19 protein-coding genes are annotated in these 24,088 nt (G+C 64.6%); 9 read left to right on the forward strand and 10 right to left on the reverse strand.

Translation table 11 applies throughout. From position 1 onward, the window contains the following. Window positions 1-145: 145 nt before the first annotated feature. From LB529_RS09670 to LB529_RS09695, 6 genes are all read right to left on the reverse strand, one after another. On the reverse strand, window positions 146-1,753 hold the full coding sequence (locus LB529_RS09670) for an FGGY-family carbohydrate kinase (protein WP_224710944.1): 1,608 nt from the start codon (window positions 1,751-1,753) through the stop codon (window positions 146-148). 124 nt (window positions 1,754-1,877) lie between these two features. Then, the gene (locus tag LB529_RS09675) at window positions 1,878-2,606 is read right to left on the reverse strand and encodes an SDR family oxidoreductase (protein ID WP_224710945.1); all 729 of its coding nucleotides are present in this window, start codon (window positions 2,604-2,606) and stop codon (window positions 1,878-1,880) included. Window positions 2,607-2,630: 24 nt separating this feature from the next. After that, complete coding sequence (locus LB529_RS09680; protein WP_224605175.1) at window positions 2,631-3,884, reverse strand: sugar ABC transporter permease; 1,254 nt, start codon at window positions 3,882-3,884, stop codon at window positions 2,631-2,633. Further along, window positions 3,881-4,717 carry an ATP-binding cassette domain-containing protein gene (locus tag LB529_RS09685; protein ID WP_224710946.1) on the reverse strand — a complete coding sequence of 279 codons (837 nt, stop codon included), beginning with the start codon at window positions 4,715-4,717 and terminating at the stop codon, window positions 3,881-3,883. Before LB529_RS09685 ends, LB529_RS09680 begins: the two co-directional genes overlap by 4 nt. 68 nt (window positions 4,718-4,785) lie before the next feature. Further along, window positions 4,786-5,868, reverse strand: a complete 1,083-nt coding sequence (locus LB529_RS09690; protein ID WP_224547027.1) for a sugar ABC transporter substrate-binding protein — start codon at window positions 5,866-5,868, stop codon at window positions 4,786-4,788. A gap of 318 nt (window positions 5,869-6,186) precedes the next feature. Then, window positions 6,187-7,071, reverse strand: coding sequence for an AraC family transcriptional regulator (locus tag LB529_RS09695; protein ID WP_224526442.1), 885 nt, complete (start codon window positions 7,069-7,071; stop codon window positions 6,187-6,189). Window positions 7,072-7,320: 249 nt separating this feature from the next. Between LB529_RS09695 and LB529_RS09700 the strand changes: the two genes are divergently transcribed. Further along, window positions 7,321-8,484 carry a glycoside hydrolase family 25 protein gene (locus LB529_RS09700; RefSeq protein WP_224710947.1) on the forward strand — a complete coding sequence of 388 codons (1,164 nt, stop codon included), beginning with the start codon at window positions 7,321-7,323 and terminating at the stop codon, window positions 8,482-8,484. A gap of 39 nt (window positions 8,485-8,523) precedes the next feature. Here the strand turns inward: LB529_RS09700 and LB529_RS09705 are convergent, their stop codons facing one another. After that, on the reverse strand, window positions 8,524-9,366 hold the full coding sequence (locus LB529_RS09705; protein ID WP_263482280.1) for an AraC family transcriptional regulator: 843 nt from the start codon (window positions 9,364-9,366) through the stop codon (window positions 8,524-8,526). Window positions 9,367-9,613: 247 nt separating this feature from the next. Between LB529_RS09705 and LB529_RS09710 the strand changes: the two genes are divergently transcribed. The 6 genes from LB529_RS09710 (at window position 9,614) to LB529_RS09735 (ending at window position 18,582) form a co-directional block, all read left to right on the forward strand. Then, window positions 9,614-11,080 carry an alpha-glucosidase/alpha-galactosidase gene (locus tag LB529_RS09710; RefSeq protein ID WP_224710948.1) on the forward strand — a complete coding sequence of 489 codons (1,467 nt, stop codon included), beginning with the start codon at window positions 9,614-9,616 and terminating at the stop codon, window positions 11,078-11,080. A gap of 75 nt (window positions 11,081-11,155) precedes the next feature. Next, the gene (locus LB529_RS09715; RefSeq protein ID WP_224605186.1) at window positions 11,156-13,237 is read left to right on the forward strand and encodes an ABC transporter substrate-binding protein; all 2,082 of its coding nucleotides are present in this window, start codon (window positions 11,156-11,158) and stop codon (window positions 13,235-13,237) included. Between the two features lie 111 nt (window positions 13,238-13,348). Next, a complete protein-coding gene (locus tag LB529_RS09720; RefSeq protein WP_224632457.1) occupies window positions 13,349-14,356 on the forward strand; it encodes an ABC transporter permease in 1,008 nt (335 codons plus the stop codon). Further along, the gene (locus tag LB529_RS09725; RefSeq protein WP_224526461.1) at window positions 14,357-15,511 is read left to right on the forward strand and encodes an ABC transporter permease; all 1,155 of its coding nucleotides are present in this window, start codon (window positions 14,357-14,359) and stop codon (window positions 15,509-15,511) included. 9 nt (window positions 15,512-15,520) lie between these two features. Continuing rightward, complete coding sequence (locus LB529_RS09730; protein ID WP_224710949.1) at window positions 15,521-17,191, forward strand: ABC transporter ATP-binding protein; 1,671 nt, start codon at window positions 15,521-15,523, stop codon at window positions 17,189-17,191. A gap of 20 nt (window positions 17,192-17,211) precedes the next feature. Beyond that, window positions 17,212-18,582, forward strand: coding sequence for an alpha-glucosidase/alpha-galactosidase (locus LB529_RS09735; protein ID WP_224710950.1), 1,371 nt, complete (start codon window positions 17,212-17,214; stop codon window positions 18,580-18,582). A gap of 9 nt (window positions 18,583-18,591) precedes the next feature. Here the strand turns inward: LB529_RS09735 and purD are convergent, their stop codons facing one another. Both purD and LB529_RS09745 read right to left on the reverse strand, forming a co-directional pair. Next, window positions 18,592-19,872: a phosphoribosylamine--glycine ligase gene (gene purD, locus LB529_RS09740; protein ID WP_224710951.1), complete on the reverse strand. Its 1,281-nt coding sequence runs from the start codon at window positions 19,870-19,872 to the stop codon at window positions 18,592-18,594. 536 nt (window positions 19,873-20,408) lie between these two features. Further along, window positions 20,409-21,200: a phytanoyl-CoA dioxygenase family protein gene (locus LB529_RS09745; RefSeq protein ID WP_224710952.1), complete on the reverse strand. Its 792-nt coding sequence runs from the start codon at window positions 21,198-21,200 to the stop codon at window positions 20,409-20,411. 91 nt (window positions 21,201-21,291) lie between these two features. Between LB529_RS09745 and LB529_RS09750 the strand changes: the two genes are divergently transcribed. Continuing rightward, window positions 21,292-22,203 (forward strand): LysR family transcriptional regulator, encoded by a 912-nt coding sequence (locus tag LB529_RS09750; protein ID WP_224710953.1) that lies wholly within the window; start codon window positions 21,292-21,294, stop codon window positions 22,201-22,203. A 66-nt stretch (window positions 22,204-22,269) separates the two neighbouring features. Beyond that, window positions 22,270-23,253 carry a 4-hydroxybenzoate octaprenyltransferase gene (gene ubiA, locus LB529_RS09755; protein WP_224547059.1) on the forward strand — a complete coding sequence of 328 codons (984 nt, stop codon included), beginning with the start codon at window positions 22,270-22,272 and terminating at the stop codon, window positions 23,251-23,253. Between the two features lie 162 nt (window positions 23,254-23,415). Here ubiA and LB529_RS09760 read toward each other — a convergent pair whose 3' ends face one another. Beyond that, the gene (locus tag LB529_RS09760) at window positions 23,416-23,982 is read right to left on the reverse strand and encodes a DUF6101 family protein (protein WP_071074058.1); all 567 of its coding nucleotides are present in this window, start codon (window positions 23,980-23,982) and stop codon (window positions 23,416-23,418) included. Window positions 23,983-24,088 lie beyond the last annotated feature (106 nt).

Genomic DNA, 24,088 nt, shown 5'->3' on the forward strand with positions numbered 1-24,088 from the left:
CGCGTCCGCTGCGCTCCCGCTCCGCCCGTGGATGACGAAGCTCGGACGCTGCGCTGATCTCCGGAGTCTGCGATTGCTTCGTTGGGGCAAGCGAACCTTCGCGCTGGTCCAAGCGTCCGAAATCGCGCAGAAACAAAACGGTCTCTCAACGTATGCTGCGTCCCACCGCCTGCAGCGCCAGGAAGGCTTCGTAGCGCCTGTCATGCCAAGCCCGCATTTCACCGGTCGCCGGGGTGAAAACCTCGCCAAGCCGCGACATGGCAGGCATGGCGGTCGAAAGGTTCGCATACCGGCCGGCGGCGACCGCTCCGAGCATCGCAGCGCCCAGCAGCACCGGTTCGGGCGATTGCGAGGCGGCGACCGGCAAGCCGGCGGCGTCGGCAAGCAGCTGTCGCACCAGCGGCGACTGCCCGGCGCCGCCGCTGATGACGATGGTATCGACCGCATGGCCGGACGACGCCATCGCCGCCACGATCTGGCGCACGCCGTAGCCGAGCCCGCAAAGCCCGGCCACGTAAAGCCCGACGAGATTATCGACGGAACGGTCCGTGCCAAGCCCGGCGATCAGGCCGCGCGCGTCCGGATCGGCCAAAGGCGAGCGATTACCGAGGAATTCGGGCACGACGTGGATGCTTCCCGCGAGTGTGGCGGCGGCCGACAGGTCGGGCGAACCCGCCGTGGCGGCCGCAGCCAGCCAATCGACCAGCGATTTGCCCTCGGCCGCGGCGCGCGCGGAGGCCTCGGCCTCGGCCGGGTGGAAATGCACCAGGAGATCAATGGCCGCTCCGGCCGCCGACTGGCCGCCTTCGCTCAGCCAGAGCCCGGGCACCATGGCGGAATAGTAGGGTCCCCAGACTCCCGGAACGAAGGCCGGGCCTTCGCTGCTTGCCATGGTGCAGGCAGAGGTGCCGAGCACATAGGCCATGCGCGAGGCGATGGTGCCGGCTTCGCCCGCAGCCCCCACGGTGCCGACGCCGCCGGCATGGGCGTCGATCAGCCCGGCAGCGACAACGGTGCCTGGAACCAGTCCCAATTCACCGGCGGCCGCTTCCGTCAGGCCGGCGCCCAGCGCCGTGCCGGGATCGACCACGTCGGTGCCGATGCGGATAAAACCCTCGTCGGCAAGCTCGCCGAGCCCCACGGCATGGAAATAGCTTTCGTCCCAGCGCCGTTTGTGGCCGAGATAGGTCCATTTGCAGGCGAGCGTGCAGACCGAGCGGGCAAGGCTGCCCGTGGCGCGCCATGTGAGATAGTCGGCGAGGTCGAAGAAATGCCGCGCTTGGGCAAAGGTCGCCGGCAGGTTCTCCTTCAGCCACAAAAGCTTCGGCGTCTCCATCTCGGGCGAAATGACGCCGCCGACATAGTCGAGGACCGGGTGCCGGAGGGCGTTAATGCGCCTAGTCTGGTCGAGGGCGCGGTGGTCCATCCAGACGATGATGTTCCTGTCGCTATCTCCCGAGCGACCGACCGGCAAAGCCTCGCCATCATCGCCGACCACCACGAGGGAACAGGTAGCGTCGAAGCCGATGCCGCCGATTTCCCCGGGACCGACGCCCGATTTCCCGACCGCGTCGCGCACGCTGGCGCACACCGCCTGCCAGATGTCCCGGCTCGACTGCTCGGCGATCTCGCCGGGCTCGACGAAGAGCGCGATGTCGCGCTTGGCGGAAGCGAGCAGCTCGCCGCGCTCGTCAAAAACGCCGGCGCGCGCGCTGCCGGTACCGACATCGATGCCGAGAAAGTGGGAAGGCATGAGAACCTCAAAGGTAGGGCAGTAGGCAGTAGGCAGTAGGCAGTAGGCAGTAGGAGATGATCCGTGTTGGACGGCCGGAGGCAACCGCCTCTTTCCTTATTCCCTACTGCCTAATTCCTATTGCCTACAAATCATTGCTCTGCGGCAGGATCACCAGATCCCGAATGGTGACGTTTCTCGGCCGCGTCAGCATGAACAGGACGGCGTCCGCGACCTCCGTGGGCTGCATCAGTCCGCCGGCCGCCAGCTCGTCCTCGAGCTTCTGCTTCGGCCAATCGCTGATCAGCGCCGTCACCACCGGTCCGGGCGCCACCGCGCCGACGCGCAGGCCATGCTTGGCGACCTGCCGGCGCAGCGTATGGACGAAGGCCTGGATGGCGTGCTTGGAGGCCGTGTAGACCGGTTCCCAGACGACAGGGACGAGGCCCGCAATCGAACTTGTGACGATGATGTCGCCGGTCTTGCGTTCGACCATATGCGGCAGCACCACGTGCACCGAGCGGAACACCGAGTTGATGTTGAGGTTCAGCATGCGGTCCCAGGCATCCGGATCGCCGTTGAGGATCTCGCCGCCCACATAGGAGCCGGCATTGGCGTGGAAGATGTCGAGCTGGCCGGCCTTGTCGAGGATGCCGGGCATCATGGTCGCCACGCTAGCCGGGCTGGTGAGGTCGACCACCAGCGGGATCGCGCCATCGCCGAGCTCGGCGACCACCTCCTTCAGCCTGTCCTCCGCGCGGTCGACCAGAACGACGCGGGCGCCGGCGGCAAGCATCGCCCTGGCGCATTCGAGGCCGATGCCCGATGCCGCGCCGGTGACCGCGGCGACTTTTCCCGAAAGATCGTGAGCCATGTGTACCCTTCTCGTTTGAACTGTTCAGGCGCGGCCGTGCGAAGCACGGGAACGGCGCGCGAGGGAATCGACGATCACGGCGATGGCCAGAACGGCACCGGTGATCATGTAACGAAGCGACGAGGACAGATCGAGCAGCGTCAGGCCGCTGGCGATCGACTGGATGACGATGATGCCGAGCAGCGCGGAATAGGCGCTGCCGCGGCCGCCGAACAGGCTGGTGCCGCCGATGACCGCGGCCGCGATCGCGTTCAGGTTGACGTCGCCGGTGCCGGCCTGCTGGCTGGCGGAAGCAAGCCTGGCGGCCGCAAGCACACCGCCGAGCGCGGCAAAGAGCGAGCAGAGCGCGAAAGCGCTGAGATAGATGGCGCGGACCTTGATGCCGGCGCGCCGTGCTGCCTCGCGGTTGCCGCCGACGGCGGTCATCGAGCGCCCCCATTTGGTCCGGGTCAGCGCATAGTTCATCGCCACGACGAGGCCGACGAAGAGGCCGAACATCCACGGGATGCCGCGCGACTGGTTGAGATAGGCGACGATCAGCTCGAGGCCGACGGTAATGACGGCGACGCGCACGATGAGCCCGGTCACGGACGGTGCCGACAGGTTGGCCGCCCGGCGGCGCGCGAAGGTGCGAAGCCCGGAGATCAGCAGCGCCAGGCCCGGGATCGCTGCCAGCGTGTACGATACCCATTTCGGCATCACCATCAGCTGGCCGAAATCCACCAAAGCGGAGCCGTATGGCAGGTTGATCGAGCCGGTGGAGCCGAGAATGTAGAGCTGCATGCCCAGCACCGCGAGCAAGCCGGCCAGCGTCGAAACGAAGCTCGGCATGCCCAGACGGTTGAACAAAATGGCATAGAGCGAGCCGATCAGGGCGCCGAAGGCCAACGCCGCCAGGATGGCGAGCGCGACCGGCCATCCCTGGTTGACCCAGAGCGTGCCGACTATCGCGGAGGCGAAGCCGCTGATCGAGCCGACGGAAAGGTCGATCTCGCCGACCATCAGCACGCAGACGATGCCGAGCGCGATGACGCCGACCGTCGAGCAGTCGAAGAGAAGATTGACCAGATTGCTGCTGGAAACGAACACGGGATTGAGGCTGGTGAATACGGTCCAGATGACCACCAGGCCGACGATGACCGGCAGGGAGCCGAGATCGCCGCTACGCACGCGGTCGAGGAAGGCGCGGAGCGCGCCGCCGAAGCCGGCTTCATGCTTCACTCGCGCATCGGCGCGGTCGAGGGCCATCGGGGCGGAGGTGCTTTTCTCTGCCGTCATGGGCGTTGCTCCCCCGCCTGCGCGCTGCCGCTGTGATCGCGCTCCATGCGCAGGCGCTCGACGCGGCGCGACACCGCGTTGTTGGACGCGCCGGTGATGGCGCTCACCAGATCCTGGTTCGAGGCGTCGGGCTCGAAGACGCCGTTGTTGCGCCCCAGCCGCAGCACCACGATGCGGTCGGCGACGGCGCGGACATCTTCCATGTTGTGGCTGATCATCACGACGCCGAGGCCGCGCGCGCGGACGCGGTCGATAAGGTTGAGCACCTCCGCCGTCTGGGCGACGCCAAGCGCCGCGGTCGGCTCGTCGAGCAGGATGAGTTTCGGCTCGAGCAGCAGCGAGCGCGCGATGGCGACCGTCTGGCGCTGGCCGCCGGACAGCGAGGCGACCGCCTCGCGCACGCTCGGGATGCGCGCCGACAATTCGTTGAGCAGCGTCCAGGCCCGCATCTCCATCGCCACCTCGTCCAGCCGCAGCGGACTGAGCTCGTTGCCCAGGAAAATGTTGGCGACCACATCGAGGTTTTCGCAGAGCGCCAGGTCCTGGAACACTGTGGCGATGCCGAGCGTCAGCGCCGCGCGCGGGTCTGGCAGCGTGACGGGCTTGCCACGGAAATCGATCGTTCCCGCGCTCGGCTGATGCACGCCGGCGAGGATCTTGACCAGCGTCGACTTGCCGGCGCCGTTGTCGCCGACCAGCGCGACGACCTCGCCGGCATGGACATCGAAATCGATATCGGTCAGCGCCGAAACGGCGCCGAAATTCTTCGATATGCCGCGCAGGCTGAGCACCAGCTCGCCGACGGAAGCCGACCTTTCGGGACTTTCACTCATGCGCCGCCTTTCTTGACTGTCGTTCGCTGGACATCCGGCCGCCAAGGAGCGGCCGGATGCCATATGGATCACTTCGTGATGCCGAGCTTCTTGCAGCCCTCGGCATAGCGATCGACGCAGAGTTCGGCCGCCGTGTTGATCTTCTTGTCGATGATCTCGGCCTTGAGGTTCTCCTGCGTCACCACCGCCGGCGTGAACAGCTGCGAGGGCGTGTCGTAGAGCGTCATCTCTGCCTTCGGCTTTTCGCCCGACAACAGCTTGACGGCCACGTTGGCCGCGGCCGCCGCAACGATCTCGCTCGGCTTGGAGATGGTGTTGTACTGGTCGCCGGCGATGATCAGCTGCAGCGCCGCGATGGTCGCGTCATTGCCGGTCACCGGTGGAACCGGATCGACGCCTGCTGCCTTGAAAGCGGCGATCGCGCCGCCGCCAGTGCCGTCATTGGCCGCGACGACGCCGAGGATCTTGGTGCCGAAGCGGGTGATCTGGCCGCTCGCCCATTGCTGCGCCTTCGGCGGCGCCCATTCCGGCGTGTCGAACTCGGCCAGGATCGGATAGCCGCTGTTGTCGAGGCCTTCGTGGATGCCCTTCTTGATCAGGCCGGCGGCGGCGTCGGTCGGCGAGCCGTTGATCTGCAGCAGGCCGCCGCCGGCCGGGTCGACCTTCAGAGCCTTGAGGTGCTCGACCAGCGAGTCGGCGATGGCCTTGCCGATGCCTTCATTGTTGAAGGAGACGTAGAAATCGGCGGGCGCCGTCGGGATGGGCCGGTCATAGGCGATCACCTTGACGCCCTGGCTCTGGGCGAGCTTGACCAGCGAGGCGGCGGCGGTCGAATCGACCGGGTCGAGCACGATGGCCTTGGCGCCCTGCGAGATCACCGAATTGAACTGCTGCTGCTGGCGCGCCGCATCGGCGTCGGCGTTCTGGTAGATCACCTTGCAGCCCGGGCAGAGCTTCTTCATCTCGGCGACGAAGCCGGGATAGTCGTGCTGCTCGTAGCGGGTCGACGCCTGGTCGGGCATCAGGAAGGCAACCGTGGCATCGGTTACCGTGTCGGCGAAGGCCGCGGTGCTGCCGAGCAGCGAGACCGCGAAAACGGCCGCGATCGTCGATTTAAAGGCAAACGGCGATTTCCAAGCATGTCTGGTCATTCGAATGTCTCCGTTTCGAGAAATGGTTTCACGAGGACCTGCGCGGTGGACCACGCGCCAGGCCTTGACTGCATGTCGAACTGTTGGGAGGAGTATTGTCAGCGGCCGAGGATCGATCCGATCCCGGTAAACTCTACAAGCATCCTCCTGAACGTGCTGGATTCGAAACAAACGATCTCCAGCACAGGGTGCTCCGCACCCCGCGTCCTTCCTTCCCTGAATCTTTTGTTGTTTGACCAATTGCGGACGGAGGCTACGGCAAGCTCGCCGCGTTCAACCGCTTCGCAATTGCTCTAGGCTCCTCCCGCTTCCTCCCTGTTAGGCGGCTATCTCCGCGTTGATATTCTCAGCCAACAAGGCCCTGAAGCGCGAAGGCGACATGCCTTTCTGCGCCAGGAACTGACGGTTGAAATTCGAGATGTTGTTGTAGCCGGCGGCGTAGCAGATTTCGGTGATCGACATCTGGTCCTCGCTCATCAGCAGCTGGCAGGCAAGGTTGATGCGCAGGCGGTTGACATACTGCACCAGCGCCATTCCGGTGTGCCGGCGGAAGCTGCGCGAGAAGGCGCTCGGGCTGCGCCCGGCGATCTCGGCCAGAGTGCCTTCGCTGAACGGCTCGGTCAGGTGGCAGTTGATGTAAGCGAGCGCCTGGTTGATGCCGGCCGACATGAAGCCCGAGGGGTCGGGCAGATAGCCCGCGCTGGCCAGCGTGCGGACGTCGCCAGCGCGGTTCAATATATCGAGCACGGCCATGAACAGCGACAGGCGGCGCACGCCCTGCGCCTCGGTCAGTTCGGCCAGCAGGGGCGCCACGAGCTCAGCCGTCGCCGGCGAGAACAGCGCGCCGCGGCGGCTGGTTTCGAGGATGCCGGCGCAGGCGGCAAGTTCGGGCAGCGCGGCGGAGGCGCCGGCGATGAATTCTTCCGAGAACTGGACGACGCGGCCACGCAGCGGCACGGTCTCGCCCGGCGGCACGTCGCTGACCCAGTTGTGCGGCAAATTGGGCCCGGTGAGCACCAGATTGCCCGGCTCGAACTCGCCGATGAAGTCGCCGACGAAATAGCGGCCGGTGGTGGCGACGACCAGATGCAGCTCGTATTCGGGATGGAAGTGCCAGCGCACGGTGCGGAAAGGATAGCCGTGGGCCCAGGCCTTGAACGACTCTCCCTGTCTGATCTGGACGACTTCCAGGTCCGGATTCATCTTCATTTCCTCCCCGCGCGGGTCCGGTCTTGGGACCGGTTGCTGCGCTTCGTCAGGCAGGCCTGTGTATTCCCACTGGCCGCCGTGATTGAAGCTTAGGCGGCAATTGAAACGCCTGCCACCACGGCTTGTCCACCCGACCGATACTTTTTTGACGTTTCGGAGCAGGTCGAAGCAGCCGATGTTTTGAAAGCACTTCCTTAACCATAGCGGTTCAGGATCGTTCTCTGGTCAGTGGGGACACCCTGATTGAAAAAGCCGGCGCGCCCTCTTCGCCGCCTGGCGCTTCTCGCGGCGGCGATTGCGCTGGGCACGGCGGCAAAGGCCTCGGATTTTTCCGAGCCGTGGAAGAATGCCGACCGGCCGCTGGTGATCGACGCCTATGAATACAATTCGATCGACTGGCAGCAGCTGGTCACCGACAAGCGTGTCGCCGGCTTCATCAACAAGGCGTCCGACGGGCTGCCGCCGCCCTATTTCTGCTTCGGCGCCGAAGCCGACGTCAAACTCTGCAAGGCGCAGTGGAAGCGCTATGCGGTGACGCGCGAATTGTTCCAGACGCGCAAGGTGGTGGCCAAGGCGCTCGGCCTGAAATGGGGCGCCTATCACCTGGCGCGGCCCGGCAACCCGGTCGAGCAGGCCAATAACTTCATCGATTTCGCCGAGCCGGCGCCGGACGAGCTGATGGCCCTCGACATCGAAGGCATCGATGCAACGCAATGGATGTCGCTGGAGGACGCGGAAGAATTCGTGCGCCAGGTGCATCGCCGCCTCGGCCGCTTCCCGGTGCTCTATGTCAACGGCAAGACCGCCCAGTATATCGCCGACAACCGCTACCAATATCGGCTCCTGTCGCGGCTGCCGCTCTGGTATGCGCGCTACAAGCCGGATATCGACGTGCATTTCCCGATGGGCAACTGGCAGGGCTATGCGCTCTGGCAATTCTCCGCGCACACCAATTGCGGCCGCTTCCGTTGCCCCTACCGCGTGCCCGGCACGCCCAACGACATCGACGTCAGCGTCGCGCCGATGAGCGCCGACGAATTGCGCCGGCAATGGGCCTTTGGCGGCCTGCTCGACGTGCCGGCCGACTATCTCGCCTCGATCCCGGTGCCGATTTCGCGTGAGATGGCGCTGGCCGGCAAGGTGACGATCACCTATGCCGACGTGGCGGCGCCGCCGTCCTTCGAGGAGATGGTGGCGGTGCTCGGCGCGCGCTGGGAGACATTCCGCGACGGATTCCGCATGCCGGTGGTGAAGACGGTGCCGCGGCGTGCCGGCTTCGGCATCGCGCAATATGTCGCCTGGAAACGCTCCGGACAGCGCACGCCCGAGCAGATCGACGCGGCCTTTGCCGCTGCCGCCGATCCGGTCAGCACCGCCTCAACGGCGCTCGACAGCGCCAAGCGCTGACTTCTTCCAAGAGCCGACTTCTTCCAGGAGCCGAGGACATCAACGATGGCTGCCCAGGCTGGCATACATGCCGGTGGTGCGAAACTGCGTCGGATTGATGCCGTAACAGCGGCGAAAGACCTTGGAGAAGTAGTTCGCGTCCTCGAAGCCGCACAGCACCGCGACTTCCTTGACCGGCAGGAAATCGGCCTTGGTCAGGAGTTTCGCCGCGCGTTGCAGGCGCTGCTGCAGCACGAATTCGGCCGGCGGCAATCCTTCGCTCTCGGCGAAGCAGCGCGAGAAATGGGCACGGCTCAAGCCACTGATCTGAACCAGCTCCGCCACCGGCAGCGGCTTGTCGAGATTGGCGTTGATGTGGTCGATGACCGGTTGCATGGCGCTTTGCTTCTCGGCGAAGGCGTGCGAGCCGAAGACGTCGTCATAAAGCGCCATTGCCGCCTCGTAGGCGATCGCCGAGGCCGCGCCTGGCGAAGCGGCGCCCTTGATCAGCCGCAGGCTGCAATCGGCAAGGTGATCGATGGTGGCCGGCTGCAGCCGCAGCACCGGGCCCGAGACGCTGAGGATGGACTTGTGGATGCGTAGCGCCTCCTCGCCGTTCATCGAGATCCAGAAATATTCCCAGCGGTCGCCCTTGGCCAACCAGTAGCGATGATTGTGCGGCACCAGAACCAGCAGCGTGTCGTTCGCCTGCAGGCGGTAATTGCGGCTCTCGTAGCGCAATTGGCCGGTGCCGCTGATCGTATGCTGGAGAACCGTGAACGGGGTCTGGCCGCGCTTCCTGCCGTCCCAGTCATATGCCTCGTCCTCGCGCAGTTCATAGCCCGTGCTGGTCGGCATGGCGTGCAGGCGCTGGCGGCCGCGCGGCAGCGAGATCGTGCGCATCAGCTTTCCGTTGGCGATCAGGTCCCGCAGCACAAAATTACCCTCGAAAGCATAATCCTTCTCTGGCCCCGTCGGCGAATAAGCGCATAATCCGGCCCTCAAGAACGCGAAAGACCCGCGGTCGAGGAGCGGGCGGGAGGAGAAAGAGCCGGATTTCCGGCTTTGGATGGCATGCGCGCTGTTGCACGCGGCCATGTTCTTCTCCTTTGCTCCTTGCCTAGCATTCGATTGGATCGAGGTGAAGGTGATGAGTTTCAAAATCGCTATTATCGGCGCCGGCAGCGTCGGCTTCACCAAGAAGCTGTTCACCGACATCCTATGCGTGCCGGAGTTCGAGGATATCGAATTCGCGCTGACCGATGTCAGCGAGCACAATCTGGCGATGATCAAGGCGATCCTCGACAGGATCGTGGAAGCGAACAAGTTGCCGACCAAGGTGACGGCGACCACCAACCGCCGCGAGGCGCTGGAGGGCGCGCGCTATATCATCAGCTGCGTGCGCGTCGGCGGGCTCGAAGCCTATGCCGACGACATCCGCATCCCGCTGAAATACGGCATCGACCAATGCGTCGGCGACACGATCTGCGCCGGCGGCATTCTCTACGGCCAACGCAACATTCCGGTGATCCTCGACTTCTGCAAGGATATAAGGGAGGTCGCCGCCGCCGGCGCCAAGTTCCTCAACTACGCCAACCCGATGGCGATGAACACCTGGGCCGCGATCGAATACGGCAAGGTCGACACGGTCGGCCTCTGCCACGGCGTTCAGCATGGCGCCGAGCAGATTGCCCAGGTGCTCGGCGCAAAGTCGCCCAAGGAGCTCGACTATGTCTGCTCCGGCATCAATCACCAGACCTGGTTCATCGAGCTCAAGCTGAACGGCCGGCCGATCGGCAAGGACGAATTGATCTCCGCCTTCGAGGCGCATCCGGTCTATTCGAAGCAGGAAAAGCTGCGCATCGACGTGCTGAAGCGTTTTGGGGTCTATTCGACCGAAAGCAACGGCCACCTGTCGGAATATCTGCCCTGGTATCGCAAGCGTCCCGACGAGATCGCGCGCTGGATCGACATGTCGGAATGGATCCATGGCGAGACGGGCGGCTACCTGCGCTACTCGACCGAAACCCGCAACTGGTTCGAGACGGAATATCCGCAATTTCTCGAAGCGGCCTCGAAACCGATCGACTCGGCAAAACGCTCGAACGAACACGCCAGCCACATCCTCGAGGCGCTTGAGACCAATCGCGTCTATCGCGGCCATTTCAACGTCAAGAACAACGGCGTGATCACCAACCTGCCGCAGGATGCCATCATCGAATCGCCCGGCTTCGTCGACCGGTTCGGCATCAACATGGCGGCCGGCATCACCTTGCCGGAAGCCTGCGCGGCCACCTGCATGGCTTCGATCAACGTCCAGCGCATGTCGGTGCATGCCGCCATCGCCGGCGACATCGACCTGTTGAAGCTCGCCGTGCTGCACGATCCGCTGGTCGGAGCCGTGTCGACGCCGGAAGAGGTCTGGCAGATGGTGGACGAGATGGTCGTCGCGCAGGCTCAATGGCTGCCGCAATATGCGCATGCCGTTCCGGCGGCAAAGGAGCGGCTTTCGAAATCCAAGGTCAAGACGCGTGAATGGGCAGGCGCGGCGCGGCGCAGCGTGCGCTCGATCGAGGAATTGCGCGCCGAGAAGGCGGCGCTGAAACAGGCCGGCTGAGACTGGGACAAGCAGCCGGACCTGCTGGAGGCAGAGGCGGGCAACAGCAGACATCCAAACATCTGGGAGGAGACTATGAGGAACCTGCATAGAATTGGTATCGCCGCCGGGCTGATGCTGAGCGTTTCAGTCCATGCACTCAACGCTTTCGCGTCCGAACCGACCGTGCCGCCGCAGCCGGCGACATTCCCGGCCGAAGGCAAGATCCACTATGTGGCGCGCGACTCCATCCTGGAGTTCAAGGCGCTGCCCGAATATCACGAGCCGGACTGGGTAACGGAGAAATACGTCAAGACCGGCAAGTTGCCGCCGGTCAAGGACAGACTGCCCAAGGAGCCGCTGGTCTTCAAGACCGGCAACATGCCCGACGGCATCGGCGTCTATGGCGACACGATGCGCCACGTCATCGGCGGCAGGCCGGAAGGCTGGAACTACGGCGCCGGCCAGACGCAAGGCTGGGGCGGCATCGATATCGGCTTGTCCGAATGCCTGACGCGCACGGCGCCGCTGTTCCAGGTCGAGGCCAAGGACACCGAGCCGCTGCCGAACCTCGCCAAGAGCTGGGACTGGTCGAGTGACGGTCACAAGCTCACCATGCATCTGATCGAAGGCGCCAAATGGTCGGACGGCGCGCCCTTCAACGCCGACGACGTCATGTTCTACTGGGATGACGAGGTCGTCGATCCCAATGTCTCGCCGCTGAACGGCGCCACGCCCGAAACTTTCGGCGTCGGCACGACGCTGAAGAAGGTCGACGACTACACCGTCGAGTGGACCTTCAAGGAGGCGTTCCCGCGGCAATATCTCTATGCGATGGCCTACGGCACCTTCTGTCCCGGCCCTTCGCATATCCTGAAGCCGCAGCATCCGAAATATTCGAAGAATACCTACGACCAGTTCAAGAACGCCTTCCCGCCGGATTATATGAACATGCCGGTGATGGGCGCCTGGGTGCCGGTCGAATACCGGCCGGACGATATCATCGTCTTACGGCGCAACCCCTACTATTGGAAGGTCGACGAAAAGGGCAACCAGCTGCCCTATCTCAACGAGCTGCAATACAAGCTGTCGACCTGGGCCGACCGCGACGTCCAGGCGGTGGCGGGCTCCGGCGACTTCTCGAACCTTGAGCAGCCCGAGAATTTCGTCGCCTCGCTGAAGCGCGCGGCCGACCCGAACGCGCCGGCCCGGCTTGCCTTCGGCCCGCGCCTCATCGGCTACAATCTGCGCATGAATTTCTCCGCCAATGGCTGGGGCAACCCGGACGAACGCGGCCAGGCGCTGCGCGAATTGAACCGCAACGAGGACTTCCGCAAGGCGGTGACCATGGCGCTCGACCGCAAGGCGCTGGGCGACTCGCTGGTCAAGGGTCCGTTTACCGCCATCTATCCGGGCGGCTTCTCGTCGGGCACCAGCTTCTATGACCGCAAGTCGACCGTCTACTATCCGTTCGATCTCAAAGGCGCCAAGGCCGAGCTTGCCAAGGCCGGGCTGAAGGACACTGATGGCGACGGCATCGTGAACTTCCCGGCCGGCACCGCCGGCGGCAAGAATGTCGAGATCGTGATGCTGGTCAACAACGACTACACCACCGACAAGAGCCTCGCCGAAGGCGTCGTCGCGCAGATGGAAAAGCTCGGACTGAGGGTCGTCCTCAACGGGGTCAACGGAACGCAGCGCGACGCCATCCAATATTCCGGCCGTTTCGATTGGCTGATCCGGCGCAACGAGACCGAGCTCACCTCGGTGGTGCAAAACACCGAGCAACTTGCTCCCGTCGGCCCGAAGACCAGCTGGAATCACCGCGCGCCGGAAAGCGGCGAAGTCGACCTGATGCCCTTCGAGAAGGACCTCGTGGACATCGTCAACAAGTTCGTGACGACGCAGGACAACGACCAGCGTGCCGACCTGATGCGAAAGTTCCAGAAGATATCGACCGAGCATGTCTACAATGTCGGGCTGACCGAGTATCCGGGCGCGCTCATCATCAACAAGCGCTTCTCGAACATTCCGCAAGGCACGCCGATCTACATGTTCAACTGGGCCGAGGATTCGATCATCCGCGAACGTGTGTTCGTCGCCGCCGACAAGCAGGCGAAGCACGAACTGTATCCGGAGGAGCTTCCCGGCAAACCGGGTGACAAGGGTCCGATGTAAGGTTTACCTCCCCTGACGAAAAGACGTCCGGCCGCGCCGCGGCGCGGCCGGACAACGAAACCTCCGAACGCACCTCAGGGAGCGACCGGCCAGAAAGGAAGCTGACCGCCCATGCTGCGATTCCTGCTTATGCGCATAGCGTCGGCGCTTCCCGTCCTCGCCATTTTGAGCCTCGTCACCTTCGCCATCATCCAGGCGCCGCCCGGCGACTATGCGGATTACATCCGCTCGCAGCTGATCAACCAGGGCGGCGCTTCCTACGCCGAGGCTGAAGCGCAAGCCCAGGCCTACCGCGTCGAGCATGGCCTCGATAGGCCGCTGCCCATCCAGTACCTCAACTGGATCGGCGGCATCGTCACCCGCGGCGATTTCGGCTACAGCCTCTACTACAACAAGCCCGTAGCCGATGTGGTGGGCGAGCGCCTGCCGCGCACCTTGCTTCTGGCGCTGGTCTGCCATCTGCTCGCCTCGGTGCTTGGCATCACCTTCGGCATATGGGCGGCAACGCGTCAGTACAGCTGGATAGATTCGACACTTTCGGCGATCTCGTTCCTCGGCATGACGGTGCCGCGCTTCCTGATGGCGCTGATCATCGTCTACCTCTTGGTCTTCCAGTTCAACGTCTCCGAGATCGGCTCGTTCTTCTCGCCGCAATATGGCGGCGCGCCCTGGTCGTGGGCGAAGTTTGTCGACCTGGTCAAACACGTCTGGCCGGTTGTGGCGATCGCGACCTTCGGCGGCCTCGCCTACAATATGCGCGTCATGCGCGGCAATCTGCTCGACACGCTCAACGCGCAATATGTCGAGACGGCCAAGGCCAAGGGCCTGACCGGCGGCGCCGTCGTCATGCGGCACGCCGTGCCCAACGCGCTGCATCCGCTGGTGATGTATCAGGGCGTGGTGCTGCCCTATATGCTCACCGGCGAGATCGAGACGGCAATCATCTTCGCGCTGCCCACTGTCGGCCCGGCGATCGTCGGCTCGATGGCGGTTGGCGACGTCTATGTCACGGCGACCTTCATGATGGTGCTGTCGGCGACGCTGATCGTCGGCAACATCATCGCCGACATGCTGCTGGTCCTGCTCGACCCGCGCATCCGCCAGTTCGGGGAGCGCTAGATGCTGGCCCGCGATCCCTTACCCCCGCCCCCATCCCTTACGCCCTTGCCGGCCGAAAGCGTTCCGGTGGCCGAAGCCGCGCATGGCAATGAGAGCTACATCGCGCTTGTCTGGCGCCGGCTGAAGCGTTCGTGGACCGGCATGGCCGGGCTTTGCCTGGTCGCGCTCTTGCTTGTCATGGCGGTGTTCGCCGAATTCCTGGCGCCGATGGACCCCAAGGCGACCGACGTCGCCTTCGCGCCGCCGCAACTGCCCGCCTTCCACGACAAGGACGGCAATTTCGTCGCGCGGCCGCGGGTCTATGCGCTGGCCGATTCGGCCGATCTCGATCCGGTCACCTTCCAGCCGATCGTCGGCCCCGACTACGACCATCCAAGGCTGCTCGGCTTCTTCGTCGAAGGCGCGCCCTACAAGCTTCTCGGCCTCATTCCGGCGAACCGGCATTTCTTCGCCTCGATGGACGGCCAGCCGGTGCATTTCCTCGGCACCGACAAGTTCGGCCGCGATGTGCTGTCGCGCGCCATCCACGGCTCGCGCGTGTCGCTGATGATCGCGCTGACGGTGGTCTTCATCATCACGGTCATCGGCACCAGCGTCGGCATGATCTCCGGCTATTTCGGCGGCAAGTTCGACGTCTGGATGCAGCGCTTCGTCGAGCTTGTGCTCGCCTTCCCGCAATTGCCGCTTTATCTGGCGCTGACGACGCTGATCCCGGTCACCGCGCCGACCAATGTCTTCCTCGCCTTCGTCATCATCGTCATGTCGGCGCTGGGCTGGGCGCAGATGTCGCGCGAGGTGCGCGGCAAGACGCTGGCGCTGGCGCGGATCGACTATGTGCGCGCCGCCATGGCGGTCGGTGCCACCGACCGGCGCATCATCATGCAGCACATCTTCCCCAATGTGATGAGCCATGTGATCGTCGCCGTGACGCTGGCGATCCCGACGGTGGTGCTGCTCGAATCCTTCCTTGGCTTCCTCGGTTTCGCGGTGAAGCCGCCGCTGATCTCCTGGGGCCTGATGCTGCAGGACACCGCGACCTATTCGGTCATCGGCACCTATCCGTGGATCCTGTCGCCGGTCGGCTTCGTGCTGATCACCGTCTTTGCCTTCAACGCGCTGGGCGACGGCCTGCGCGATGCCGTCGATCCTTATTGAGGTGGCCGGATGACGACGATCGCAATCGCAGACTCCCTCGCGCCGGCCGTCCGGTTCGACCATGGCGGACGCCATGACCAACCCGTCATCGACGCCCGCAACATCGAGGTCGCGTTCAAGGTCGAGCACGGCACCGTCGAGGCGGTCAAGGACGTCTCCTTCCAGATCTATCGCGGCGAGACGATCGCGATCGTGGGCGAGTCCGGCTCCGGCAAGTCGGTGACGGCGCGCACCGTCATGGGGCTGCTGTCCAGGCGGGCAACCGTCTCGCCGCGATCGAGCGTCGAATATCTCGGGCAGAACATCCTGAAATTCCCCGAGAGCGCCCGGCGCAAGCTGCGCGGCAACCGCATCTCGATGATCTTCCAGGAGCCGATGAGCTCGCTCAACCCGATCTACACGGTGGGCAGCCAGATCGTCGAAGCGATCAGGGTGCACCGCAAGGTGGGCCGCAGGCAAGCCTGGGCGCGCGCGCTCGAGCTCCTACGGCATGTCCAGATCCCCGAGCCGGAAGCAAGGCTCAAGCAGTATCCGCATCAGCTGTCGGGCGGTCAGCGGCAGCGGGTGATGATCGCGATGGCCTTGGCCAACGAGCCCGACGTTCTGATCGCCGACGAGCCGACCACGGCGCTCGACGTCACGGTGCAGGCGCAGATCCTGAACCTGATCCGCAACCTGCAGAAGGAACTGCGGATGGCGGTGATCCTGATCACCCACGATCTCACCGTGGTGCGCAAGTTCTCCGACTATGTCTATGTCATGCAGCATGGCGAAATGCGCGAGCACAACGTCACCGAGCGGCTGTTCGCCGACCCGCGGCACCCTTACACGCAGCGGCTGCTCGCCTCGGAGCCGCGCGGCCGCCCGCAGCCACTGCCGGAGAGCAGCGGCACCATCCTCGAGGCGAACGGCGTGCGCGTCTGCTTCATGCTGCGCCACGGCTCCTTCCTCAAGCCGGACTGGCGCGAGCTGGTCGCGGTCGATGATCTTGACCTGAAGCTTTGCCGTCACGAGACGCTGGGACTGGTCGGCGAATCCGGTTCCGGCAAGACCAGCTTCGGCCAGGCACTGATCAGGCTGGCCGACGCCAAGCGCGGCGAGATCCGCTTCGACGGCCAGCCGATCGAGAAGCTGTCGCGCACCGACATGCGGCCGCTGCGCTCGCGCATGCAGGTCGTTTTCCAGGATCCGTTCTCCTCGCTCAACCCACGCATGACGATCGGCCAGATCATCGAGGAAGGCCTGGTCGTCAACAGGCTGGGCGCGACGCGGCGCGAGCGGAACGCGCGGGTGCGCGAGGCGCTGGTCAGCGCCGGCATGCCCGGCAATATCCTGTCGCGCTTCCCGCACGAGTTCTCCGGCGGCCAGCGACAGCGCATCGCGATCGCGCGAGCCATCGCGCTGGAGCCCGAATTCATCCTGCTCGACGAGCCGACCTCGGCGCTCGACCTTTCGGTGCAGGCGCAGATCATCGACCTGTTGCGCAAGCTGCAGGACGAGCGCGGCCTGAGCTATCTGTTCATCTCGCACGACCTCAAGGTGGTGCGGGCGCTCTGCCACCGCGTCATCGTCATGCAGCACGGCAAGATCGTCGAGCAGGGACCCGTCGACGAGGTCCTTTCCAATCCCAAGACCGCCTACACCGAACGGCTCGTCAGGGCCGCTTTCGACGTGGCTTAGAAGTGCCGGAGGTTTTTACAGTGGCAAGAAATCCCAGGATCACATTCATCGGCGCAGGCTCGACGGTGTTCATGAAGAACATCGTCGGCGACGTGCTGCAGCGGCCGGCGCTGTCGGGCGCGACCATCGCGCTCATGGACATCAACCCGCAGCGGCTGGAAGAAAGCGCCGTCGTCGTCAACAAGCTGATCGCGACGCTCGGCGTCAAGGCGAAGGCCGAGACCTATTCCGACCAGCGCAAGGCGCTTTCCGGCGCCGACTTCGTCGTCGTCGCCTTCCAGATCGGCGGCTACGAGCCTTGCACCGTCACCGACTTCGAGGTGCCGAAGAAATACGGCCTGCGCCAGACCATCGCCGACACGCTCGGCGTCGGCGGCATCATGCGGGGCCTCAGGACCGTGCCGCATCTGTGGAAGATCTGCGAGGACATGCTCGCGGTCTGCCCCGAGGCGATCATGCTGCAATATGTCAACCCGATGGCGATCAACACCTGGGCGATCGCCGAGAAATATCCCACGATCAAGCAGGTCGGGCTCTGCCACTCGGTGCAGGGCACGGCGATGGAACTGGCGCATGATCTCGACCTTCCCTATGAGGAGATCCGCTACCGCTCGGCCGGCATCAACCACATGGCCTTCTATTTGAAGTTCGAGCATCGCCAGCCGGACGGCACCTACCGCGACCTCTATCCCGACCTCGTGCGCGCCTATCGCGAGGGTCGTGCGCCAAAACCCGGGTGGAACCCGCGCTGCCCGAACAAGGTGCGCTACGAGATGCTGACCAGGCTCGGCTATTTCGTCACCGAAAGCTCGGAGCATTTCGCCGAATACACGCCTTATTTCATCAAGGACGGCCGACCCGACCTGATCGAGAGATACGGTATTCCGCTCGACGAATATCCGAAACGCTGCATCGAGCAGATCGAGCGCTGGAAAGGCCAGGCGGAGGCCTACCGCTCGGCCGAGCGGATCGAGGTCGAGCAGTCCAGGGAGTACGCTTCCTCGATCATGAATTCGGTGTGGACCGGCGAGCCGTCGGTGATCTACGGCAATGTGCGCAACAATGGCTGCATCACCTCGCTGCCTTTCGACTGCGCAGCGGAAGTGCCGTGCCTGGTCGATGCTTCAGGTATCCAGCCCACCTACATCGGCGAATTGCCGCCGCAGCTCACGGCGCTGATCCGCACCAACATCAATGTGCAGGAGCTGACGGTGCGGGCGCTGATGAGCGAGAACCGCGAGCACATCTACCACGCGGCGATGATGGACCCGCATACGGCGGCCGAGCTCGACCTCGATCAGATCTGGTCACTGGTCGACGACCTGCTTGCCGCGCATGGCGACTGGCTGCCGGCCTGGGCGCGAGGCCGGCGCAAGAGCGCGGCCGCCTGAATTCCGGAATTACGCCCCGGCCTTCTCGCGCTCGACGGCGCGCCAGCCGATGTCGTGGCGGTAAAAGCCTTGCGGCCAGTCGATCTGGTCGATCGCCGCATATGCCTTGGCCTGCGCCTCGCCGACGGTCTTGCCGAGCGCGGTGACATTGAGCACACGGCCGCCATTGGCGACCAGCGCGCCGCCATTGATGGCGGTGCCGGCATGGAAGACCTGGACGCCCTCGCCTTCCGCCTCGTCGAGGCCGCGGATGACGGAGCCCTTTTCCGGCGCGCCGGGATAACCCCTGGCCGCCATCACCACGGTCAACGCCGTCTCGTCGCTCCAGCGGACCGACATATGCGCGAGCTGGCCGTCGACGGCGGCGTTGAGCAGGACGAGCAAATCGTCCTTCAGCCGCATCATCAGCACCTGGCATTCGGGATCGCCGAAGCGGGTGTTGTACTCGATCAGCTTGGGGCCCTGGTCGGTGATCATCAGGCCGGCGAAGAGGATGCCGGCGAAGGGCGCGCCGAGATTGGCCATGCCGCGCATGGTCGGCTCGATGATCTCGCGCATGGTGCGCTCGGTCATTTCCGGCGTCATCACCGGCGCCGGCGAATAGGCGCCCATGCCGCCGGTGTTCGGTCCGGTATCGCCGTCGCCGACGCGCTTGTGGTCCTGCGCGGTGCCGAAGGGCAGCGCGGTGGCGCCGTCGCACAGGCAGAAGAAGCTTGCCTCCTCGCCGGTCAGATATTCCTCGACCACGACCTCGGCGCCGGCCGCCCCGAAGGCGCCGTCGAAACAGCCTTCAAGCGCGGCGTTCGCCTCATCGAGCGTCATGGCGATGGTGACACCCTTGCCTGCGGCGAGCCCGTCGGCCTTGATGACGATCGGCGCGCCGGTCTTCTCGACATAGGCCTTTGCCGAGGCAAGGTCGCTGAAGCGGCCATAGGCGGCGGTCGGGATGTTGAACCTGGCGCAAAGATCCTTGGTGAAGCCCTTCGAGCCTTCGAGCCGCGCCGCCGCTTTAGAGGGGCCGAAGACGCGGATGCCCCAGGAGCGCAGATCGTCGGCGATGCCGGCCACCAGCGGACCTTCCGGGCCGACGACGACGAGGTCGATCTTCTTCTCCTGGCAGAAGGCGGCGACGGTGGAATGGTCGGCGACGTCGAGCTTGACCTGTTCGGCGATGCGGCCGATGCCCGGATTGCCGGGCGAGGCGTAGAGCTTCGTCAGCAGCGGCGAGGCGGACATCTTCCAGGCCAGCGCATGTTCGCGGCCGCCCGAACCGAGAAGAAGAACGTTCATGGCCACCTCTTGCTGATCGTCTCCCTGAACCCGCTATTGGTACGCAGGCGACGGGTCAAGGCATCTTGGCATTTTGGCGGCAATTGCGCATGGGAACATGGGCCTCATCAAGGCCGATGAGACAAGTCCCGCCGCCGGCCAGTCCCCGGTACAGGGATTTGGGAGGTTGCCGTTTATCGGCGAGCAAGATGTTGGCCGTTCATTTCCGTGAAATCGGCGCAAGCGTTGGTGATTGGCTGAAGTTTCATCAACGTCGTCATCCTTGGGCGAAGCAGGAGCGCAGCTCCGTCGCGGAGACCCTAGGATCCATGCCGTGACATTGATCGAGGGCCGCGACGGAGCAGAATTCTGCACCCCTGCAACGCCTCAGCATCACGGCATGGATCCTCGGGTCTGCGCGCGTCGCTACGCTCCTTGCTCCGCCCGTGGATGACGAGGGCGGGCCGGTTCGGCCAACCCCAACATGCGATTGCCGGCGCAAATATAGCCGACCCATCAGAAATTGCTGTGTCCCCAACTTGGTCTGAAAAAATGCCTCAGCTCTGGAAAATGACGGGGAACCAATCCTCGCGCAGTTTCTGGCCGGGCTTCATGTCGTGACCCGGATAGGGCGGCGAGGTGCGGCCGGGACGTTCGACATAATGTGCGTCGTCGCCGACCCAGCGCAGCGACAGCGCCCGGCGCCGCGCCGCCGTCAGGTTGCCGCGCGCACCGTGCGCGGTGCGGAAGTCGAACAGGATGGCGTCGCCCGGTTCCATCTCCCATTCGAGCACCTTCATCGACGGGTCGTTGTCGGGGTCGGGCACAGGCAGGTAGTCGCCCTCGCCGGCGTAGAAGTTGTCGTCGTTCAGCCATCGCACCGGCAGCACCATCTTTTCCCATTTGTGCGAGCCGGCGATCAACCTCAGCGTCGCTTCCTTCACCGGATCGATCGGGATCCAGAAGCTGACCGTCTGGCTGCCGTCGACGAAGTAGTAGGGAATGTCCTGGTGCCACGGCGTCGGCTTCTGCGTGCCGGGCTCCTTGACCAGGACGTGGTCGTGGAAGAACTGGGCGCTGCGCGACTGCATGACCGCGGCCGCGAGCTCGGCGGCCGGTGATTCCTTGACGATCCTGACGAATTCCGGGATGCGCTCCCAGTTGCAATAGTCGTCGAAGAAGCTGCCCTTGCCGGCGATGTCGGAAGCGGCGGCGCTGCGGTTGCGCATATTACGCTCGATGCCGTCGGCGATCACGTCGACCCAGTCCTTGAAGGCGCCGCGGATGCAGACCGCGCCATCGCGCTGATAATCGGCAATTGTCGAGGCATCGATCTTCGGGCTGGCCATGGCGAGCTCTCCTTGAGTTGGCAAGCGACTATCGCAAGCGCCCGACATCGGGTAAAATAATAACTTGCCATCTGGTTTATAGTTATAGCCTATGAGACTGACCCTCGCGCAATTGCGCTATGTCGTTGCCGTGGCCCGCTATGGCAGCGTGACCGCGGCAGCCCAGACGCTGAACGTGTCGCAGCCGTCCATCTCGGTTGCGATCGACAATGTCGAGGACGCGCTGGGCCAGAAACTGTTCGTGCGCCAGCGCGGCAGCGGCGTTTCGCTGACATCCTTCGGCCGCAGGGCCGTGGCCAAGGCAAGGCAGGTGCTGGGCGAGGCGGACGAGCTGGCGGCGCTCGGTTCGCGTGACGCCGATGTCGGCGGCGAGCTGGCGCTCGGCTGCTTCGAGGATCTGGCGCCCTATTTCGCGCCGGCGCTGATGCGCGCCTTCGCCGAGCGCTGCCCGGCTGTCACCGTCGTCATCGGCGATGAAACCTTCGACACGCTGGGACGGCGCCTGGCCGACAGCGCCGTCGATCTCGGCCTCACCTACGATCTCGGCCTTCCAGGCCATTTCAAGCGCATTCTGCTGCATGAATTGCGGCCGCACGCGCTTTTGTCGGCCGGCCATGTGCTGGCGGACAAGCACGCCGTCAGCCTGGCCGAGCTTGCGCAGCATCCGCTGATCACCACCGACCAGCCGCATAGCTGGCAGCACATGCTGGACCTTTTCCTCAGCCGCGGCCTCTCACCGGTCGCCCGGGCGACGACCAGCTCGTTCGAGCTGCAGCGTTCCATGGTGGCCAACGGCTTCGGCGTCGCGGTCAGCTATACGAGGCCCTATGGCGACCGCAGCTATGACGGCCTGCCACTGGTCTGCAAGCCGCTCTCCGATCCGCTGCCCATGCAGCGCATCATCCTGACCCACGACACGCGCCAGCGCCTGTCGAAGGCAGCGGTCGCCTTCATCGAGGTCGCCAAGGCCTGGTTTGCCGGTCACGATGTTTTCACCGCCTAGGTTTTCAGCGCTTGAGCGACAACGCGGCCGCTTGACGGCGCTGCTTGCTGCTGCCACTCCAGCGTGATGGAAACCGTCCAGTCGAAAGCGATCCAGGGCCGTGTCGCCGACGCGCCGAGCGGTCATTGGGTCTATCGCGTGCTGCCGCGCTGGCTCTGGCCCTATGCGCAGCTTGCGCGCTGGGACAGGCCGATCGGCTGGCAGCTGCTTTTATGGCCCTGCTGGTGGTCGGCAGCGCTTGCCGCGGGCGCCTATCCGCGCCCGACCGACCCGCTGCTGACGCTGCTGCCGACGCCTTGGTATCTATTGCTGTTCTTCATCGGCGCTGTCGCCATGCGCGGCGCCGGCTGCACCTATAACGATCTCGCCGACCAGGACATTGACAACCAGGTCGAGCGCACGCGCTCGCGGCCGCTGCCCGCCGGCAAGGTGACACGCCGCCAGGCCTGGGCTTTCGTCATCATCCAGGCGCTGGTGGGCTTGGCCGTGCTGTTGCAGTTCAACGGCTTCGCCATTCCGCTCGGCATCGCCTCGCTGGCGATCGTCGCGGTCTATCCTTTCATGAAGCGCATCACTAACTGGCCGCAATTGGTGCTGGGGCTGGCCTTCTCCTGGGGCGCGCTGATGGGCTGGGCGGTCGAATTCGGCGATCTCGATGATCCGGCGATCATGCTCTATATCGGCTCGATCCTGTGGGTGATCGGCTACGATACGATCTACGCGCATCAGGACAAGGAAGACGACGCCATCGTCGGTGTGCGCTCGACGGCGCGGCTGTTCGGCGACAACACCAAGACCTGGCTCACCGGACTCTATGGCGGCGCGCTGGTCTGCTTCGCCATCGCCTTTGCATCCGCCCAGGTGCCGATCGTGGCGCTGGCCGGGCTGATCGCCGCCGGCGCGCATATGGCGCGCCAGATCATCCGACTCGACATCAACAATCCGGACCAATGCCTGAAACTGTTCAAGTCGAACAACCAGGTGGGCTGGCTGATCTTCCTCGGCCTGATCGGCGGGTCCGTGTGGATTTGGCTGAAGCCGCTGGTGTAGCGGGCTCCCCCTTCCCCCCTTGTGGGGGAAGGTGTCGCCGAAGGCGACGGATGAGGGGTGCTCCAGAGGACACCAGCGTCTCACTCCGCTGGAACACCCCTCATCCGTCTCGGCGCTGTGCGCCGATCCACCTTCTCCCACAAGGGAGGAGGGAAAATCGCACTACTCCCTTGCGATAATCTCCTGGCCATCGATGACGAGCCTCAAGCCCAGATTGCCGGCCTTGCGGCGGGCGAGGAAGCGCGGGCGGCGCGTGGTGGAGACGCGGCCCTTGCGGCGCTCCTGCGGCGGCAGGGCCTTGATGGCGGCGCCGAGCGATTCTTCCAGGGTGCGGGCAATGCCGTCGGCCTCGATCAGCAGCATCGGCAGGCGATAGGCATCGGCCCAGGCGCGCCAGTCGGCGGCGACGTCGTCGAGGTCGTCGGCGACCAGGAGCGGCACAGACAGCATCGGATCATTGTGGAGGAGCTCGAGCGTCACGGTCACGTTGCCGTCGGGATCCTCCATGGCGCGCGCGGCGACGCCGCGGAACGCATTGGGGGGCAGCGCGATGATCGCCGGCACGCCGCTCATCTCCAGCACACGGCGGATGACGGCGCCGCGCTGGTCGATGGTGAAGGTCACATCGCCATAGTCGTCGCGGGTGGCATAGCTCACCATCTGCGGCAGGCGAAATGGGTCGAGACGCATGTTGCGCCCGGCCCAGACTGGCTTCAGTCCAGTGTTCATCGATGTCTTCCCTGTTAGTCCTGAGGGCCGTTTTTCCGGTTCTCTCAGGGCCGGTTTTTCCGGCCTCGTTATGGGAAGAAACATTAGCGCTCGCTTCTTACCGGCG

The sequence above is a fragment of the Mesorhizobium sp. CA5 genome (assembly GCF_020165105.1).
GTDB lineage: Bacteria > Pseudomonadota > Alphaproteobacteria > Rhizobiales > Rhizobiaceae > Mesorhizobium.